We start from the raw sequence: 19,214 nt of genomic DNA, 5'->3' as shown, positions 1-19,214 counted from the left end.
GTTGGGTAAAGGTTACGCCCTCTTTGTTGTAAATATTGTGCTCAATCTGCTTTAAAAAGGATTGTGCCTCTAGGTCTAATCCTTGGTTAATGAACTCTTGGCGGATTTGTTTAGCCTGAGTGGGATCAAGCGTGGTTTTTAGATCGCCTAGCACTTGGGGGATGATGCGCTCGGTGGCATCCGCATAAGACTCTTTAGTGCCCTTCTCTAAATCCTCAAAGATAGCTTTAATGTCGGTAGGTTTTAAATGCAGTTGTTGTAATTGTTCCTCTAAATTCTGCGTGGTCTTGTTTAAAATCCCTTTGAGCGTGTTGTGTGCTTTGGGGCTAGAATTGCCCGCCTCAATCAAAAAGGCTAATAATGTGCCGCTCTCATCGGCTCTAATCGCCCTAATGAACGCCTCTTGTTGCTCGCTCTGCTTGGTGAGTCTGAAAATGTCCTCTACACTCTGATAAGCCTTGTAAATCTTGGAGTCTTCGCCAAATTGGGCTTTCATCCTGTTGTTTAGCCCTGTGGCTTGGGCATTGAGCCTAACACCACCACCAAAGTGCTCGGCAAACTCTTTTAATGCCTGTTCTTGCTCTGGGGTGTAGACCTCTGCTAGGACCTTTTGGGCGGCTTGTACATTCCCGCTCATAAAGCGTTTTGAAGCCCCTACAAAGGGGATATAATCCACACTGCGCCCAACAAGACTGGCTAAGGGTTTGAGACTTTGCGCGCTCTTAGCCACGCCCTTAAACACGGCATCGCCAACAAGGCTTAAAGCCCCTTGTTCGGCCATGTAGTGCAACATATCCTTAAAATTGCCCTCACGATCTAGGACATAGTTACTCAAGGCATAATCTAAACTCCCCCCTAAGAATGCCCCTATAGCCCCCCCAGCAGCCATTCCATAGAAGTTACGGGTTCTAGCAAGTCCAAGTTTAGCCCCTGCTATAGAGCCCGCTAAAGAGCCTGCATTAGACACCACAAACTGGCTAAAGTTTTCAAAAAAGCCTTCTTGGATTTTATAGGCCTTGCCCTCTTTGAGCCCGTAGGTGTCCCCATCTTTGAAGATGGCATCCTCAAACCCAGCGGCTTTGATGACATTGCTCACCGCTTGGCGGCTCTTTTCTTGCTCTTTGGGGTCGCTAGAGAATAAAAATCTAAAAACAGAGTGTTGCGGATCAGTGTTTTTATGGAAATACAAATCCCTAGCCGCTTGCTTGCCGATGTATTTGGCTTCTTGGTCCTCTTGGTATTGCTTTAAATCCTCATTGGGGTCTTTAAATGCACTATTCCACAAAGTGCGGAAGATGTTTCTATCTTTGTAGATTTGCTTTTTTTGCGCATCGCTTAAGTCCTTAGCGTCTTTGACCTTTAAGATGCCTTGACGGGTGATCTCTGATTGGTATTCTAATTGCCCTTGATCCACGCCCTCTTGGTATTCCTTTTGGTGTATCATCGCCCCTGTTAGCCCCTTATCCACCACATAGCGGCGCTCTAAAAAGCGTTTTACATTCTCTGGTAACTTGCTATAGGGGATTTTATGCTCTATGGCTTGCTCCACCAACTCCCCATAACTGGCAATTTGTCGGCTGTGCTTAGCCGTGGGGCTTCCTGCAAACATCTCTAAAAGCTCTGAGCCTGCCTCTTTGAGGGGGTGCAGATCATCTGCTTTTAATTGCTGGGCTTTTTGCTTGATTTCTGTTAAAACCTCTTGGGCGGACTTTTTAACATTGGGGGGGTTTAGGGGCGTGCTTAGGAGGTTTAAAGTGGAGCTCTGAGCTTCTAAGCTTGCCTGTGTGGGGGGGCTTGGAGGGTTAGCAGAGCTCTGAGCTTCTAAGAGGCTTGCCTGTGTGGGGGGGCTTGGGGGTTGTGTGTCTATGGGCGTGTTAAAAAGGGGTTTGGCAAGTTCTTTAACACTCTGCTTAGGGCTAACAAAGCTAAAGCCCTGCATATTGCTTAGATCGTGATAAAGCGCGCGCGTGATCTGCTCAGAGTCTAGCCCGTTATCTTTGTAGTATTTCTCTAGGGCATCTAAATTAAAATTATGCTCTGTGCCTTTAAGGAAGTCTAACACCTCTTGGGGCTTGATTCCTTGTTGGGCTATTTTTTCAAAGTCTAGCGTTGCCATAGGGTACATTAACGCATTTAGCTACACAAGACAAGGGTTAAAGCGAAGCTTTAATGAGCCAAAGCTCTGCTTTTGCAAAATGCGTTAGCATTTTAATAGTCAAACGGGCACATTAGAATGAAAGGGCTTTAATGGCTCAAATCCTCCATGTCCGCCTGTGTGCTGTTCTGTAGGGGGTTTGGGGGGGTTGTGTGTAGGGGGGTTTGGCATCGGGGTGGTTGATGCAAGAGGCTAAAGCGTCAATACAATCATCTTGTTTATAAGGCCTGTCGGGGTTGAAGCTAAAGAGTTCTTTTTTAAGTTGTCTGAGGTTTTGGCAGGCATGGCTAAAGAGCAAAAACCCCGTGTTGTAAAAGGGGCGCATGGCTTTGATTTTAGCCACCTTGCTAACCTGACGGCTGGGCGTGTAGCAAAAGATGCCATCATTTAAGGGGCTCTTGTGTTGCTCTTTGGCACGCTGGTTGAATTTAGCCAATTCCACCAAGAGTAAGCGGTGCAAGACTAACCCTCCGCCATCGCTCTCAATATAAGTTTTAGCCTCCGGGTATTGCTCTTTTGCCTGCAGAATGTAATTAATGGTCTGCTCCTCGCTCCAAACCCCGCAATAGACATCTAAAACGACATAACGGGCGTTTTCTTGGTAGTTTTCAACGCCAACAACCACAATCGCGCGGTTATCTGCGGATTCTTTAAGAGATAGGGCGTTATCCACAAAAATAAAGGTGTTGAACTGCCCGAGCTCGTGCTTAAAAATCTGCTTGAAGTATTGGGGCTCAAAGTATCCCCCACTGGTGGCTAGGGGCTCTTGCTGGTATTGCGCGCTAAACTCGTCATTGCCCATTTGCAAACGCATATCCTCTAATTGGGCGGCGTTGTGGCGGGCTTGAAAAAGCGGCGTGTTAGGCGCGCGGGTGTAGCTAAAATCCTTAATGGAGTAGCACTCCTCTTGGGGGTTTAAGGCTTTAAGCTTAATGACCTTCCAGCTAGCAATTTGTGCAGGCTCAAATTCGCGTTCTGAGAGCAAAAAGGCGCATAAATCATTGAGCCCTAGTCGTTGCATTAAGATCGTGATGTTGCTTTGGTTATCTTGTAGCCGACTTAAAACGCTTTCTTTAAAGTTGGCATTGACTGCCTTTACTGCGCTTTTGCTGCTCATTTCGCTCACTTTTATCGGGTCATCGATGAGGATTTGGTGGGCGTGGAATCCGGTTAATGCGCTTTTAAGCGTGGTGACAAAGAGTCCCCCACCCTCTCTTAAAACAAACTCTTGGGCGTTATCTTGCAAGAATTCTAGGGGTTTTGGGAAAATCTGGGCGTAAAACTTGGACTTCATCAAGTCCCTAACTTGGTTGGCGATTTTCCTACATAGATCATCGCTGTAACTGATATAAAAGAATTTTCTAGGCTTCTAATGGCTTTAGCACTCATGGTATCGCCCGGCTGGATTAACTGGGTTAAGTTCTCTACGGGGTCATTAGCGGCATTTGGAGTCTTAAAGCCATCTTGTTGATCGCACACGACCACATTCGTAAAATCATTGCTCAGCGCACACACAAGCCCCCTATCACGCTTAACTTGAATCCACTCCGTCAAGCTATCGCTAGCCTCTTTGATAAAATCAATATGCTTCATGGCTGAATAGTGCTTGATTTCGCTTTTTATCGCATTGTCCACCACTTCAGGGTAAATGGTTTGACTCAAAATCTCCAAGTTATCAAAGTTGGCATTAAAGTCCGTGTTCCCCTTAACACCCAAACCGCTTAATTGCGCCTTTAAACGGGGTCTGTAGGACTGGTTATCTGGAACTATGTAAGTTCTAACCCCTTTATCACTGCCCCGACCTGTCAAAGGCTCAAAAGGGCTTTTTTGCCAAGAGGCGAGTTCGATTTGCTCGCCAATTTTGACGCTGACATTGGGGTCGTTCTTCCAGTTGCCCAAGTTATCCACCCAAAAGTGGGGGTGCCCATGGGTTTGCCGGGTGGAGATTGTGGCTTTGTCTGCTCCGCTCTAGCGATATGTCACACACTCTCCTAGGGCTTGATTGATTTTTGATATAACTTGTGATATAACTTGTTGGGGTTTGAATCACACTTCAAATCCCAAACTTGCTTGTTATGCTCCATAAGCCTCAGCCGTGTCAAAAAAGTTGGCACTTAGTGTTTGTCAAGGGGTCTTTTTAGAATTGCCTTGATAATCAGGATTCAAAGGGCTTAAAGGTCCTTTTGCTCCGCAATCATTTGTGTATAACGCGCAATTTTATGGGTGATTTTGTGATAGTTAAGCAGGGCTTATCTCTGTGGTATTTGGGCGTTTGGATAACACGGAGATAGTTTCCATTGGCTAGAGTGGCAACACACAAAAAATCTTATCCATACCTAGCCAATCTAGAAGGTCCAATGTTCAAGAGAGTGTTTTATTCTCGTAGAGAGAAGGTTTAATATAACTTGGCTTGCTCCACCAAGCTATCCCTTAAAGCCCCCTTACCTCTGTGGCATTTCTGTTGCACTCTATGCCTAGTCCCCCGCTCTCAAGCACATAGCTAGGTCTAATCAATCGGTCGTTATGTTTCTCTTGGATACTGAGCTTAGTGGGCTTGAAGTTGATAGAGGCAATAAGTCTATCAGTCAGGTTTTTTGTTAGGAGAAAAGCCTGCTTGATCTGTTTGGTTTTGCGGGTTGCCTACCTTTTGGTGTAAATTAGATCGCTCAAAGCCTTACTGGTTTCTTGCTTTTCTTTTATATGAGCCATCTATGCCATAACCATGATCAAAGGGTGATACCCTTGAGGTCATCAACCTCAGCGTAGGGAACATAAGATTCCAAAGCGAGCCGTCCTATTTGAATCCACGATTTCCACATAGAGTTAGAATTCCTAACTTTAGTTGTGTGGAGCATGCCAAATCTTGAATTGCGATCTCAAACAAAGGACACAATTTTCTTTCTCTATCTTTAGAGTTCATTTTTGTTTTTGGAAAGGCATTTTTCTCACTTGCAATAGAATCATTTGGGTGATAGTTTGGGGCATCTGAGCATATAGGTAAAATTGTTTGCCACATATAGCGATTTTCAAAAAGTAGAACATGCAATGGCGTATTCTGTCAGTTTTTAGTCGTATGCAATACATCATGACTCTTTTTTTGCGCCATCTAAGATAAGTATATCGTCTGAAGTGTTAAACGCTTCCACGATAGCAATAGAGATTTCAGATCGTAATTCTAGCGTTTCGCGAGGATCTGCGATGTAAAATGCATAAAGACGCATTCCTCCTTTGTCTGGCATGATAAATATCCTGGGAGCCATTCTTTCTATGTTGTTCTGCGAATCAAACATGAGATATTCTCTTTTTTTATCTAACTGTTTACGCATTTTCTCCACATAATCTTTAGAGTGTGCTGTGGCAATTTCTTCGGCTATGTCTCTAGCGGCTCGCAAATTAGATTTAAAATCAATCAAAAAATCTACACTATCCCACACCATGTTGATGCCAAGGTAACTAAGGTGGTTATAGTTGATAAACAAGTTTGTATTAATGTGGTGTTTTGGCACAGAGATAAAACGCCCAGCCCTTCCATTATTCTTGAGGCATGTATCCAGTGTGACATCTTCAAATAGTGTTAGATGCGACCAAGAAATATTAATTACATCTCCTACATAGGTGTCTTTGCCATTAGAAACTCTTATTCGATCCCCCTCACGCACATTTTCTAGGATCATTGCGATAGTTCGCCGAGTAATTAGCCAATTTAGGGCAATACGGGCAATGCGCAAGGTTGTTAGACTTAAGAGGGTGTTTAGAATAGCTTCTATAGTTTTTGTAGTTATAGATGTAGATGCGTTTTTTAGAAATACCAAGTATAACATATACAAGAGACATGAAGAGGAGATGACAATGTAAGAGTAGAAGAATATGTTCCACAAAGTAGAGAAATCTTTATTGATCTTGTGAGTAGGTTTGTGCCTTTTGTGTGCTATTTTTCTACAGAGAGACCAAAATGCAGACAGCAGAATAAATATGATCGCAAATACTCCAAATGGAAGGAAAATAAGTTCGTAATATATAGTGCTGTCTTTAATCATTTTGTTTTTTCCTACTAGGTTACAGTGGGGTAGACTGGGGCTTTTTTGGGGAAATAAGGAGTCAAAAACCAATCTTATAGATTGCATTTTGTTGCCCTACTTTACACCCACCACCTTGCTCTAATGCCTTCTTCGCCGGGGCAGATACGGCATATAACCGACCCGATTTGGTGCTGAATGAAAATTCTAGTTTTTCAGGGGATAGTGGTATCCACCAGAAGGCAATGCAAGAGACTAGAGCCTTGATTAACAATGTGATTTTGATTTGTTTAGCTGTTTTGCTTTTGGGGCTTAAGCGGGCGCAAATCGACCACTAGAGAAGCCCCGATTTTGGGGAGAGTCAGCGTTAGAATCGTTTGGTTATGGTGGTGGGTGATTTGAACATTTGGATTCGAGCTCATAAGCGTGTAGCGACCCTCTAGGCTTAGGCGGGTGGGGTGGGTGAGTTGTTGGGTGGGATCGGCGATGCTCAGTTGCACATGATCGTCCGCTTTGATTTCTAAGATTGAAAGAGCATCCTCTAAGCTCAAATCTTGCACCTTGAGCTTACCCGCTTGCCATTTGTTGATGGCTAATAAATGTTTGGAGGGCACTTGCACGGCATGGTATTTCTCATTTTGGGCTAAAATGACAATATCTTGAATGGGGTAATGGCTGATCTGTTCTTTGCCAAAATGGGGCAAGATCAAATAAGCATAATGATCGCTTTGAGCAGGGAGGGTGATTTCCAAATACTTAGCGCGCAACTCTTGGCTGGATTGACCCCCAATGGCTTGGTAACTCCCACTTCTAGGCACCATTTGGATAGAGATAGGGGCTTCTTGCACCATTACATAACCGATACTGGAATGTTGGGTTAGATTTTCATAGGCAATCCAATCGCCTTTTTTCAAGTGCCCTTTAAAATTTTGCCACTCTTGGTTGTTGAGATAAACCCTTGCTTGATCGCCCAAGTTAATTTTTTGGTTGTCTATGGTGGTGATAGCTGGCTGTGAAGTGTCAATATTGCTCCCTAAAGCTAACATTTCATCGCCCAAAAACAAGTAAGATTTTTTAGCCCGCAAATCCCCATTCATGGAAACAAAATCCATGCCCACAAAGCCATAATCCCCATTAGAAGCCCCACCCACCCAAGCATTGGGGCTAAGTTTGCCTCTTTTGGGTATGCCCGGATCGCTATAGGCTTGCATAATCTCTGTGGTCCCGGGCAATTTGAACATGTCCGCACTGACCCAGTAGTCCATAAAAGGGTCTTTACTCCCGCCATAAATATAGGTCATGCCATCGCTAGTATAAAACCCCTTTAAGTTTTCCCCGTTCATGGTTTCATAATTTAAGATTCGATTAGAATGCATGGCTAAGACAATCTTGCCCCCATGCGCACCCAGTTGCACGACCCGATCCATCGCCCCAAAGATTTTCACAGGCGGGTGTTTGGTGGGGGACAAAATAGGTTTGTTTAAAATTTTCTCTAAGGCGTGGCGTTTCCACAGATTTTTAATGTGCCTAAGATCGCTAGGTTGTATGCTGGCTTGGATAAAACTTTGCAAGTGCTCTTGGTAACTTGGGGGCACATAAGCTGATAAAACTGCCAAATCCCCCAGCAAGGCATGCGCACGGCTAGTGTCATTTTCAAAATCACGGCTAATGCTACGCCCACACACTGAGGGGTTGATCCCGCCATTGATGAGCAAATACGGGTAGGATTTTAAAATATTGGCGTATAAATCGTTAGAATACAAATTCTCTTGCTGGTAGTGCGTGTGATCAAGCACCAGCATAAATTGTGCCAAGCCATTTAACAGCACAATCCCATAAGACCCATTAGAGGGGACATGTCCATGTTGGATAAACGATCCATCGCTATAAAACCCATTGCCAAAATCCACGCTTTGCGAAACAATTTGGATCGCCTCTAAAGCTTCTTGAATGCCGGTGGGGTTTTGCTCCAAAATGCCCCGAATGAGCGATATGAAAGCGGTATCCACGCGGTTAGCCCCTTGAGATAGGCGCGCTTTGGGGTTACTGCTAAATTGCGCCCCTTGAGATAAGCCTGAATACTTGGGATTGGGCTGGTAATACCTTTGGGCGCGCAATAATTCTAATCGCAAATGATGGGGAATCCAATCATAGCCCATCACCAAAATTTCATTGAGTAACTTGGGGATACCAATCTCCCAATGCCACCAATTCCCCCTTTCAGCCCCGCCCACCACATAGTGGCTTAAAAAAACTTTGAGGGCTTGGATGATGCGATCCTGCAAGGCTAAAGAGTGGTGATAGGGTTGTTTGGGGATTTCATCTACACGCACAAGGTCTTTAATCAGCTTGAGCGTGCTTTGCAATAACTGGACACGCTTGGGTATCTTATATGAGTTGAGAACATGGGTGCTGTTGGCAATCCACATATCCAATGCTTGCATGCCTTCTTTAATGGCATGCTCTAGGTCTTGTTGATTTTGCTGGGTGGAGGGGGGGAGATTGAGCGTGTATTGCTTGAAATTTAAGCGCATGCGTTGCATCTCTTGGACACTGGGGGGGCTAGCATGCAAGAGGGAGGCTAGCATCATAACCCCTAGCACCCATTTTTGAACAACCCTCAAAACTAGGTAATTGATCTTAGAGCAAGTGTATTTTTTAAAGATGAGCAAAGACCTTGTTTAAATGTGCGGTGTAATTTTTAAAGTATTGTTCTATCTGCGGGTCTTTGATAACATCATGGCAGATAAAGGTGGGTAAAGCCTGCATGCCCAAAAATTGGTTGGCTTTGTGTAGGTGTAAATACACCCTATCCACGCCCACACCCCCAAAAAATTCCTCTTTATTAGTGAAAGCCTCAGCCGGGGCGTTCCAAGTGAGCGAGAACATATACTTTTTGCCCTGCAAAAGCCCACCCGTGCCGTAATTTTTGGTAGGATTGGTGCGACTCCTGCCATCATTGGCATATAGCCGCCCATGCCCTATGGTGAAAACCTCATCCATGTATTTTTTCACAATCCAAGGCTCACCCATCCACCAACCCGGCATTTGCCAAACCAACACATCGGCTCTGAGGATTTTGGCGATCTCCTCCTCTATGTCATAGCCTTGATCGATGTGGGTTTGGGCGGTGTTATGCCCCAACTCTTGCAAAATTTTTAGCGCATGTTCATGGAGGCTTGTATTCAGCCTGCCCTTAGAGTGCCCAAAGTCCTTAGCCCCATTGAGCAATAAAATCCGCATGGTGATCCTTGAAAATATGTTGTGAAAAAGAATTATCTAGGCTACTCCCCAACCTAGCCTAAACCCACCCCCTCCAAGAAAGCCTAATTAGTCCTTATGGGGCAAATCATAGACCGGACAAGCCCCCACGCCTACACTTGAGCGGGTGAATTTCTCCACATTTTCTTGGGCTTTTTTGGGATCATTGACCCAAGTTTTATAAAACTCAAAGGGGCATTCTACCACGCCCTTATCCCCATCCCCACTAGCAAAGACTCCGCTATAACCGCGGTGCAAGAGCTTGAAGAGTTGGTTTTGGCTTTGATCGTATTTTCTAGCATCGCGGATTTGGTGCACGGAGAGCTGGGCGTATTGGAGTCCATTTTCCTCTTCCCCGCATTCGCCCAAAGTGCGCCCATCAAAACCGATGATACTAGAATGTCCAAAGTAAGAATACACCCCATCAAACCCAGTCGCATTCGCCACAGCCACATAGCACTGATTAGCCCACGCCATCGCTTTTACCATCGTAATTTGTTGTTCTTTGGCTGGATACATGTAGCCCTGACAGCGCACGATGAGCTCAGCCCCCCTCATCGCACAATCACGCCAAATTTCGGGGTAATTCCCATCATCACAGATAATCAAGGAAACTTTCAAGCCTTTAGGACCTTCTACCACATAGGTTTTATCCCCCGGATACCAGCACTCAATGGGGCACCATGGCAAAATCTTGCGGTATTTTTGCACGATCTCGCCTTTGTCATTGATGAGAATTAAGGTATTGTAGGGGTTTTTGTGGGGGTGGTTTTCATGCTTTTCGCCCGTCAAAGAAAACACGCCCCAAACTTTATTTTTCTTACAAGCCTCAGAAAAAATAGCGGTCTCCTCACCGGGGACACTGGATGCGGTGTCAAACATCTCTTGTTTGTCATACATAATCCCATGTGTGCTGTATTCGGGGAAAATAATCAGGTCCAGCCCGGGCAGACCTTGTTTCACGCCATGAATGACTTTAGCGATGTTGTGGCAGTTGTCTAAAACATCTTGCTTGGTGTGTAGGCGGGGCATTTTGTAATTGATCACCGCCACGCCAACGGTGTCTGGGCTACTACTAATATCTCCGTGTCTCATATCATCTCCTTAAATTTGGTTGGATTAGAGTTTGGCACTCCAAGGGCGCACTCTACACCCCAACCCTAAATAATCTATTAATAAAAAATAATCACCACAATTTTTCCCAGATTGTGCCTTCCACCCGATCCATCAATAAAATGCCCTGCGTGGCTAGCTCCTCTCTTATGCGATCGGCTAGGGCAAAATTTTTAGCTTGTTTGGCTTGCAAACGCAACTGGATTTGCGCCTCAATATGGGCTTTAAGCGCCCCATCTACGCCCAGTTGGAAATACAGCATCGGGTCTTTGCCCCCCAGTCCTAAAAGTGTTTCCACAAAGGCTAAATCTTGCAAAATCTCTTGGGCTTTTTGCTTTTTGGTGGGTTTGGGCGCATGATCCAAGCTTTCATTTAAAAGGCGTAAATGTTCCTCTAACACGCTTAAAGCCTTAGAGATATTCAAATCATCTTGCATGCACTCCAAAAGGGCAAATCCAAAGGGGCTAGGGGCATTATCTGCTCTGGGTTGTGCTAACTCTAGGGCGCGTTTTTTGAGGCGATAAAGCTTGTCGAGGCGTTTTTTATGCACGAGCAAATCCTCTTCATTGAAGTGCAAAATCGCGCGGTAATGCGTGCCTAAAAGGTAATTGCGCAAAATCTCCCCATCATAGACCTTGAGCGCATCTTTAATATAAAAACTATTGCCCAAACTCTTGCTCATCTTTTGCCCCGAGATATTGACAAAACCATTGTGCATCCAGTATTTGGCTAATTCTTGATCAAAGGCGCAACGGGTTTGACTCGCCTCATTTTCATGGTGGGGGAAAAATAGGTCTGAGCCACCCCCGTGGATGTCAATTTGATAAGGGTGCTCATGGTAGGCTAAATTAGCAAAGATCATCGCCGAACATTCAATATGCCAGCCGGGTCGCCCTTTGCCAATAACGCTATCATAACCCACATCGCAATCCCCCTTGTAGGCTTTCCACAATGCAAAATCCTTTTCATGGCGTTTGTGAGGGTTGTCCTCAATGCGGCTCAAACTCTCTTGATCCAAACTATGCGCACTCAAAGCCCCATAACGCGGATCGCGCGTGGTGTCTAAATAGATGTCCCCATTGCTAGTTTTGTAGGCACAACCCTTATCTAAGAGGGTTTGGATCATTTGGGCAATGCTTTCTAAATGCTGGCTGGCTCTGGGCTCTAAATGGGCGCGTTGCACGCCCAAAGCCTGCATGTCTTCCAAATAACTAGCAATGAAATGTTCACTTAGGGTTTTGATGTCGGTTTGCTCTTTTTGGGCTTTGTGGATAATCTTATCATCAATGTCGGTAAAATTTTTGACAATCTGCACGCCATACCCACTAAGCTCTAGGGTGCGTTGGAGTAGATCAAAGGCGATCGCACTTCTGGCATGCCCTAAGTGGGAATAGTCATAGACTGTGGGACCACAGATGTAAATTTTCACACAATCAGGTTGGATGGGCTCTAGGGGCACTTTTTGTTGCTGGTGGCTATCATAAATGTAGTAAGTGGGTTTCATGTTTTACCTTTGGATTTTAAAATAGGCGTTGGAGGGCGTGCTGTGTGTGCCAAGCCCCCAAGCACCACAGGAATAAAAGCAATGCTAGGGTTTCTAGGGCTAAAAAGCTGGCTAATTTTAAAAGAGATCTAAGCGTGATCATGCCCAAAAAGCGCTTAAAGCCAAAAGCCTTGATGTTTAAAAAGCAGAGTAAAAAGCCCGCTAGAGAACTAGAGAGGGCTAGGCCGCTAGCTTGCAAGTAGGGCATCAAACTTAAAGAACAAATAGTCCCAAAGATCAGGGAGTAAAGGGAGATTTTAGCGGCTTTGAGTTGCTGGTGGTGTGCGTAAAGCCACAAGGAAAAGATTTTGGCTAGCCCAAAGGGCAAAAGCCCCACCAAATACATTCTAAAAACTGCAGCACTTTGAATCACATCGGCAGCCCCAAATTGCCCGCGCTTAAAGAGTAAGGAAATGATGAATTCACTTAAGAGCACCCCCCCTAAAGTGCAGAGCAAAAGCATGGTGGTTAAAAAATAAAGGGCTTGTTGGAGGTGCTGGATGGCTATATCTTGCTGGGCGTTTTTAATGGCTTTGGCGATGGTGGGGAATAGGGCGGTGGAAATGGCAATGGCAAAGAGGGCTAGGGGGAGTTGGAAAATGCGGTTGGCATAGTAAAGATAAGAAATGCTACCCGTTGCCAAAAAAGAGGCTAAGAGGGTGTCAATAAAAGAGGAAATTTGGCTAGCCGAGTTGCCCAACACGCTGGGAAAGAATTGCTTGAAAAAACCCTTGAGCTCACCTTTGAGGGTGGCTTTCTTGCGCTCTTGGCTAGGACTTTTAAAACACAAATAAACTTGTTTTATGCCCACCCTAAAGAGTTTGTCAAAGCCTAGCATGTAGAGGGGATAGAAATGCACCACAACCTGCCCTATCCCCCCAATCAGCACGCCATAACTCAAGTAATAGACCACCTCCAGCAAGTCTTTATCCTTGCCTAGCAAGAGTGCCACGATCATGCCCAAATTCAGCAAAATAGTTTGGTAAGCGCTCACAAAAAAGTGGTTTTTGTATTGCAATAACGCCCCAAAAAAGGTGGCTAGAAAGACCAAGAGCAGGTAATAAAAATTGATCGCCACGATGTCTTGGGCTAGGGCAATGGTGCGGGCATCAAAACCATAGGCTAAAATTTTGGTGAAAAAGGGCGCATAGAAACCCACAAGCAAGGAAAAAAGCACCAAGAGTGCGCTAAAGATCACAAGCACACTCACGCTAAAAGCCCCCTTGTGCTTGCTGGCTATAAAGGCGGGCAAAAAGCTCTGGGTAAAAGCCCCTTCTGCAAAGATTCGCCTAAAAAGATTGGGGAATTTGAACGCCACAAAGAAAATATCGCTATAAACCCCACTCCCCAAAATGGACGCACTCAACAAATCGCGTATAAATCCAGCAATGCGGGAGCATAAAATCCCCGAGCTGGTGGTTAAAAAAAATTTTTTAAGCAAAAATACTCCGCTACTAAGATGTGGAGGGCAACCCTTGATCCCGATTCACCATACTTTTAAGGGAATTATACTATAATCGCAGGCTATAGTGGCAGGATTGAGAGTGGCACGAGTGATTTAAGCTAAGGAATTGTTTTGGCAGGCGAATTTTATTCTAAAGTGGTTGAAAATTGTGGGGACATCCAAGCAGAGCTGGAGAAAGTGGCTCAGGCTTATGATTTAGATGTCCATGATTTGTGGTTTGATCTCTTAAAAGTGCATACTTTGGTGCGTTTTGAGGCTAAATCTGAATACAAGATTTTAGAGGGAGAGAATGCTAAACAGATTGATGATGATGTCTTTTTTGAGAATACTAAGTTAAGTGTGATCCAACGCTATGATATTTGTATTAAAAAAAGGTTATTCCGCTACTTTTTGGATATTGAGGTTTCTGAGGAGAACGACAAACTCTTTGTTGTCTTTGAGAATCCCTTTTTGATCGTGAATGATGAGGGGCTTTTTGATGAGCTTTGCGATTGCGTTGAGGCGTTGATGGCTCTTAATAAAATCATCTTGCGCCAAATGAGTGCCCAGCACACGGCTTTTAAAAAAGAATTAACCGATTATGCCACCCAAGATAAACAGCCCGGCAAAATTTTACTCAAAAGTGCGCGTTATGCTCCTAATAAACCCGGTTGCGTGTGTTTTACCCTCAAAGAGAATTGGGAGCGCACAAATAAAGAAGAAGCCCCTATTAATGCCATTTATGGCGTGGGGAAAGGCGAGGTGGTGCTAGAGTATATCAAGCCCGCCCAAGGGGTGAGCGGACGGGATCTCAAGGGGCAGATCGTTGTGGTCAAAGAGCAAGAGATTGCCCCCTTTGCGTTGGAGTATAGCAATGAAGCCTTTGAGATCAAAGACTTGCCCACTAAAGTGGTTTATTCCTCTAAGATTGCCCAATATGTGGCGTTGGTTGATGACAAGCTGAAGAGTTTTACTAAAACCACCTACACGGAGATGAAGAGCACGGGCATGCCCATGTTTTTGGGGGGTGTTGAAAATGGTCCTTCGCTTTATATCACGGCTAAAAATGAGATTGACAATGCTATAGAGACTAATTTACGGGTAGAGGCTAAGGAAATTTTTATCAAGGGGAATGTGGGGAAAAATGTCAAATTGGTCGCCCAAAAGGTGGTGATCGAGGGGCAGCTACACACCAGCAGTAGTGCAGAGGCTGACGACATCACAATCACTAACAATAAGGGTTCGTGTAAAGCCAAGAAAGTACAGTGCAAGTATGCCGATAGAGGAACAATCATTGCCGAGGTTTGTGAAGTTGAAGCTAGTAGTGGTAGCCAAATCTTTGCCAAGGAGATTAGTTTAAAACAAGTTAAATCTAACAATACTTTTTATTTTTCTTCCCGTTGCTCCTTGGAAAGCATGGAGGGCAATGAAAATAAATTTTGTTTTTCAGCCTTTGCTGAACCAGAGAGCAAGCGGGTCTTAGAGGAAACTAAAGAGTCCATGGTAACCTATAAAGAAAAAGCCCAAAAGGTCATGGCGCAATACCAAAAACTCAATATTTTTGTGCAAAAGCACCAGTCCACTATTGACAAAATCCGGAACGCCGATGTCGCCACGCGCAAAGCCCTCATTGAGGAGGAGTCGATCAAGCGGATTTACTACGATTTTATGGATTGCTTAAAAAGGGTTAAGATTTTGCACCTTTATATTTTAAAAATCCAAGACTTCAACCATAAGTTTTTAGATAATTTGGTGCAAATTGAGTCGGGTATGAAACAGGCTAAGTTGCATATTGATAGTCCTTGGACGGCTTTTAACACCATTGGTTGTATCAAAACTTACAGTGGGAGAAGCCAAAGCATTTTAACCGAAAATGGTGAAATGACGGATTTTGCCCTAGATAAAGAGAATGGAGAGCTGGTAAGGGTCAGTAGCCGCCAGCACATCAGCAAGTTTTAGCATGATTGTCGGTTTGGTAGGTAGGGTGTCCTTGCTCGCCCCCACTTTTATGGAGTTAGATGTGCGAGGTGTGATCTATGGCGTGCATATCAGTTTGCAAACCAGCCAACAACTCCAAGAGAGTCAAGAAGTGTTTTTACACACCACGCCTATTTTCCGCGAGGATACGCATTTGCTTTTTGGATTTTTACAACGCTCTGAGCAAGAAATTTTCCAACGCCTCATTAAAATTAGCGGGGTGGGACCCAAAGTGGCTCTAGCCATTCTCTCCACTTACGACCCGACAGAATTTGAAACCTTGATCCAAGTCAAGGACTTAAAGGCTTTGCAGAAGGTCCCCAGCGTGGGCGCAAAACTAGCGGGCAAGATCATGCTCGATTTAGCCGGCTATTTTGTAGAAAATCAGCCCAGCCCCGCCCCTAGCGCGCCTTTAATACAAGCAGTATTGGCTTTAGAGAGTTTGGGCTTTAAAAAGAATGAGGCATTAAAAGTGTGCGCCTCCTTGCCACCTGATTTGAGCACAAGCGAGCGTATCAAACAAGCCCTCAAGCAACTTAAGTAGATTCTATGCAATGGCAAGTTGATAGTTGGCGCAAATTCCCCATTTTGCAACAGCCCACCTATAAGGACCCCCAAGCCCTCAAGCAAGTCGAGCAAACCCTTAGAAGTTACCCGCCCCTAGTTTTTGCTAAAGAAATCCGCTCCTTGCAAAGCGCGCTTAGAGAGGCTGGCTGTGGGCGGGCGTTTTTGTTGCAGGGGGGGGATTGTGCTGAGAGCTTTAGCAGTTTTAGTGCCGATGGGATTCGCGATCTGTTTAAAATCATCTTGCAAATGAGCGTGGTTTTGGCATTTGGGGGGGGGTGTCCGGTGGTGAAGGTGGGGCGTGTAGCCGGGCAGTTTGCCAAACCCAGAAGCCAAGAGAGCGAGAATATCGGGGGTCAAGAAGTCCCCATTTATCGGGGAGATATGATTAATGGGGTGGGTTTAGAGGAGCGAGAAGCCGATGCGACCCGCTTGCTTAGAGCCTACCACCAAAGCGCAGCCACCCTAAACCTCTTGCGTGCCTTTGCTAAGGGGGGGTTAGCCGATTTAGCCGAAGTGCAACGCTGGAATTTGGATTTTGTCAAAAATAACGACTTTGGGCAAAAATACGCCAGCTTGGCGATGCAAATCACGCAAGCCCTAGAGTTTATGCAGGCTTGTGGGGTTAGTAATGTGCCCACTTTGAGAGAAACTGACTTTTACACCAGCCATGAGGCGTTGTTGCTCAACTATGAAGAGCCCCTAATTCGCCAAGATAGCCTGAGTGGGGGGTGGTATAGTTGTTCGGCACACATGCTTTGGATTGGGGAGCGCACACGAGGGCTTGATCAAGCCCATGTGGAGTTTTTAAGGGGGGTGGGTAATCCTATCGGGGTGAAAATCGGTCCTAAGACCACTTTAGATCAGATGTTGGGTTTGTGTGGAGTGCTCAACCCGCAAAACCAAATGGGGCGTTTGAGCTTTATCGTGCGCATGGGAGCTAAAGCCCTCCCCCAATTCTTCCCCCCCTTGCTAGAGGGGATATTAAAGGCTAAAAAAGAAGTGGTGTGGGTGTGTGATCCCATGCATGGCAACACGATTAAGACCGCTCAAGGGATCAAAACCCGTTGCTTTGAGGACATTCTCCAAGAGGTCAAAAGCTTTTTTGAGATTCACCAAGAGCATGGTAGCTGTGTGGGCGGGATTCATTTAGAGATGACGGGTCAGAATGTAACCGAATGCGTGGGGGGTTCGCAGGGCTTGAGCGAAGAGGGGTTGCAAAACCACTACTACACCCAATGCGACCCACGCCTGAATGCCACCCAAGCTCTCGAGCTGGCTTTTTTACTCGCCCAAATGCTCAAAACCCGTGTGGTGCGCTCCTGCGTATTTTAGGGGTTTTTAACATTACTCGCTTTATAATATTCCTTATTCCCAAACCAAAGGATTGCAGATGAGGCTGTGGCTATTAGCTGGGGTGGTTATGTTCTTTTTTGCCGCCTGTTCAGAGAGTAGGAGTCAGATTTTAGAGGATGAAAAGGACTACACGCCTTCAGAAAAAACCATCTGGCAACCCGAACAAAAATAAGAGGGGGTTTAAGGAGGGCTCTTTGCGTTTGGATCAGTATTTGGTGTCTAAGGGCTTGTGTAATAGCCGCCAAAAGGCACAGGAGTTGATCTTAGAGGGGGGCGTGTGGGTGGCTGAACGGGTTTTAAACAAGCCTAGTTTGGAGATCAAGGGGGCGTTACTCTTTGATTTGGAGCAAAATTTAAATCTATCCAAACGCATGTTTGTGAGCCGTGCGGGCAAAAAACTTTGGGCTTACTTGGAGCACAATCCCCTAGATTGCGCTAACAAGGTGATCTTAGATGTGGGATCAAGTAGCGGGGGCTTTACCCAAGTTTTGTTAGAAAAGGGTGCGCAAAGGGTGGTGTGCGTGGATGTGGGGAGCAACCAGCTTGATCCTGCCCTCAGAGGGCACCCCCAAATTGAATTACACGAACATTGCGACATCCGTTGTTTTCAAACCCAAGAAACTTACGACCTGATCACTTGTGATGTGAGCTTTATTTCTTTGAGCTTGATTTTAAAAAGCCTAATCCCCTTGAGCCGTGCTTATTTGTTGCTCTTTAAACCCCAATTTGAGGTGGGCAAGCAAGCCAAACGCAATAAAAAAGGCGTTGTGCTCAGTGCCGAGACCATCGCCCAGCGTTTAAAAGCCTTTATTGGTGAGGCACAAGCACTGGGGCTTAGGGTGCAGCACATGCAATTATCCCCCATCAAGGGCAAAGAGGGCAATGCAGAAACTTTTATCCATTTCACACGCTAATATCACCAGCCTAGCGATTGGCAAATTTGATGGCGTGCATGTGGCGCACCAACGGCTATTAAAACGCCTAAGCCCCCCAGCAGGTGTCTTAGTGGTCGCCAGCCAAGAGCCCCAAAAAGTTTTAACCTCTTTGTCCCAGCGGGCTTGCTTGCTCCAACAATATGCTAAAGAGGTGTTTTTTTTGCCCCTAGAGAGTGCGCGCTCCCTTTCACCCCAAGATTTTACCCAGCTTTTGGAGCAAAAATTCCCCCATTTGCAAAAAATCATCGTGGGCTATGATTTTAAATTTGGCAAAGATCGCCTAGGCGATGTCCATACATTGCGTTCCCTTTTAAGCCCCCACACCACCCTAGAGATCATCCCCGAGATTAAAATTAGGGGTATCTCTTTGCATTCTTATCATATCAAGGAGTGCGTCAAACGCGGGGATGTGGCTTTAGCGCATAAATTCTTGGGGCGACCCTTTGTGATTGAAGGTCCGGTGGTGATGGGGCAACAACTCGGGCATAAAAAACTCTATGCCACCCTTAATTTGGCTCTGGAGCCCACGGAGCTTTTGCCTAGTTTTGGGGTGTATGCCACGCGCGTGGAATTTGCCCATGCGTGTTTTTGGGGGGTGAGTTTTCTAGGGCACCGCTTGAGCACAGATGGCAAGCTGGCTCTTGAGACACATGTCTTAGATGCACAAATCCCCACCACACCCCACCATTTGCGCGTGATTTTTGTCAAAAAAATCCGCAACAACACCTTTTTTAAAGATTTGGAGAGCCTGAAACACCAAATTAGCCTAGATATGCTAAAGGCCAAGAGTATTTTAAAGTTGCAGTGAAACATGGGGGTTGGTATGCGGGTTAAACCCGCCCTCTATTTC

14 protein-coding genes and 1 pseudogene are annotated in these 19,214 nt (G+C 45.4%); 6 read left to right on the top strand and 9 right to left on the bottom strand.

Annotated features, from left to right (window positions below):
- The 9 genes and pseudogenes from C5684_RS03900 to murJ form a co-directional block, all read right to left on the bottom strand.
- Positions 1–2,116 (bottom strand): hypothetical protein (locus tag C5684_RS03900; RefSeq protein WP_199764486.1); only part of this gene is annotated, 2,116 nt, incomplete at its 3' end.
- Positions 2,117–2,252: 136 nt separating this feature from the next.
- A pseudogene (locus C5684_RS03895) lies at positions 2,253–3,524 on the bottom strand (hypothetical protein); the annotation flags it as partial.
- A complete protein-coding gene (locus tag C5684_RS03890; RefSeq protein ID WP_233704304.1) occupies positions 3,449–4,063 on the bottom strand; it encodes a hypothetical protein in 615 nt (204 codons plus the stop codon). The gene C5684_RS03890 and the pseudogene C5684_RS03895, both read right to left, overlap by 76 nt.
- 1,175 nt (positions 4,064–5,238) lie before the next feature.
- On the bottom strand, positions 5,239–5,883 hold the full coding sequence (locus C5684_RS09130) for a mechanosensitive ion channel domain-containing protein (RefSeq protein WP_158650183.1): 645 nt from the start codon (positions 5,881–5,883) through the stop codon (positions 5,239–5,241).
- Between the two features lie 578 nt (positions 5,884–6,461).
- The gene (locus C5684_RS03875; RefSeq protein WP_104639474.1) at positions 6,462–8,759 is read right to left on the bottom strand and encodes a polysaccharide lyase family 8 super-sandwich domain-containing protein; all 2,298 of its coding nucleotides are present in this window, start codon (positions 8,757–8,759) and stop codon (positions 6,462–6,464) included.
- A 70-nt stretch (positions 8,760–8,829) separates the two neighbouring features.
- Complete coding sequence (locus tag C5684_RS03870) at positions 8,830–9,414, bottom strand: NAD(P)H-dependent oxidoreductase (RefSeq protein WP_104639471.1); 585 nt, start codon at positions 9,412–9,414, stop codon at positions 8,830–8,832.
- Positions 9,415–9,501: 87 nt separating this feature from the next.
- Entirely contained in the window at positions 9,502–10,527 is a 1,026-nt protein-coding gene (locus tag C5684_RS03865) for an aliphatic amidase (RefSeq protein ID WP_104639470.1), read from the bottom strand.
- Between the two features lie 91 nt (positions 10,528–10,618).
- Complete coding sequence (cysS, locus tag C5684_RS03860) at positions 10,619–12,049, bottom strand: cysteine--tRNA ligase (RefSeq protein WP_104639469.1); 1,431 nt, start codon at positions 12,047–12,049, stop codon at positions 10,619–10,621.
- 16 nt (positions 12,050–12,065) lie between these two features.
- Positions 12,066–13,529 carry a murein biosynthesis integral membrane protein MurJ gene (gene murJ, locus C5684_RS03855; protein WP_104639468.1) on the bottom strand — a complete coding sequence of 488 codons (1,464 nt, stop codon included), beginning with the start codon at positions 13,527–13,529 and terminating at the stop codon, positions 12,066–12,068.
- A 135-nt stretch (positions 13,530–13,664) separates the two neighbouring features.
- Between murJ and C5684_RS03850 the strand changes: the two genes are divergently transcribed.
- The 6 genes from C5684_RS03850 to C5684_RS03830 are packed head-to-tail and all read left to right on the top strand — an operon-like array spanning position 13,665 to position 19,172.
- Complete coding sequence (locus C5684_RS03850) at positions 13,665–15,491, top strand: ATPase (protein ID WP_013890960.1); 1,827 nt, start codon at positions 13,665–13,667, stop codon at positions 15,489–15,491.
- 1 nt (position 15,492) lies between these two features.
- The gene (ruvA, locus tag C5684_RS03845) at positions 15,493–16,053 is read left to right on the top strand and encodes a Holliday junction branch migration protein RuvA (protein WP_041602856.1); all 561 of its coding nucleotides are present in this window, start codon (positions 15,493–15,495) and stop codon (positions 16,051–16,053) included.
- A 5-nt stretch (positions 16,054–16,058) separates the two neighbouring features.
- Positions 16,059–17,408, top strand: coding sequence for a class II 3-deoxy-7-phosphoheptulonate synthase (locus C5684_RS03840; protein ID WP_104639467.1), 1,350 nt, complete (start codon positions 16,059–16,061; stop codon positions 17,406–17,408).
- Between the two features lie 58 nt (positions 17,409–17,466).
- A complete protein-coding gene (locus tag C5684_RS09680) occupies positions 17,467–17,601 on the top strand; it encodes a hypothetical protein (protein ID WP_267891223.1) in 135 nt (44 codons plus the stop codon).
- A gap of 22 nt (positions 17,602–17,623) precedes the next feature.
- Entirely contained in the window at positions 17,624–18,343 is a 720-nt protein-coding gene (tlyA, locus tag C5684_RS03835; RefSeq protein WP_104639466.1) for a 23S rRNA (cytidine-2'-O)-methyltransferase TlyA, read from the top strand.
- A complete protein-coding gene (locus C5684_RS03830) occupies positions 18,312–19,172 on the top strand; it encodes a bifunctional riboflavin kinase/FAD synthetase (RefSeq protein ID WP_104639465.1) in 861 nt (286 codons plus the stop codon). Before tlyA ends, C5684_RS03830 begins: the two co-directional genes overlap by 32 nt.
- The last annotated feature ends 42 nt before the right edge of the window (positions 19,173–19,214 follow it).

It is taken from the genome of Helicobacter bizzozeronii (assembly GCF_900196775.1).
GTDB classification, from domain to species: domain Bacteria; phylum Campylobacterota; class Campylobacteria; order Campylobacterales; family Helicobacteraceae; genus Helicobacter; species Helicobacter bizzozeronii.
This window is presented reverse-complemented; position numbering and strand designations above follow the sequence as displayed.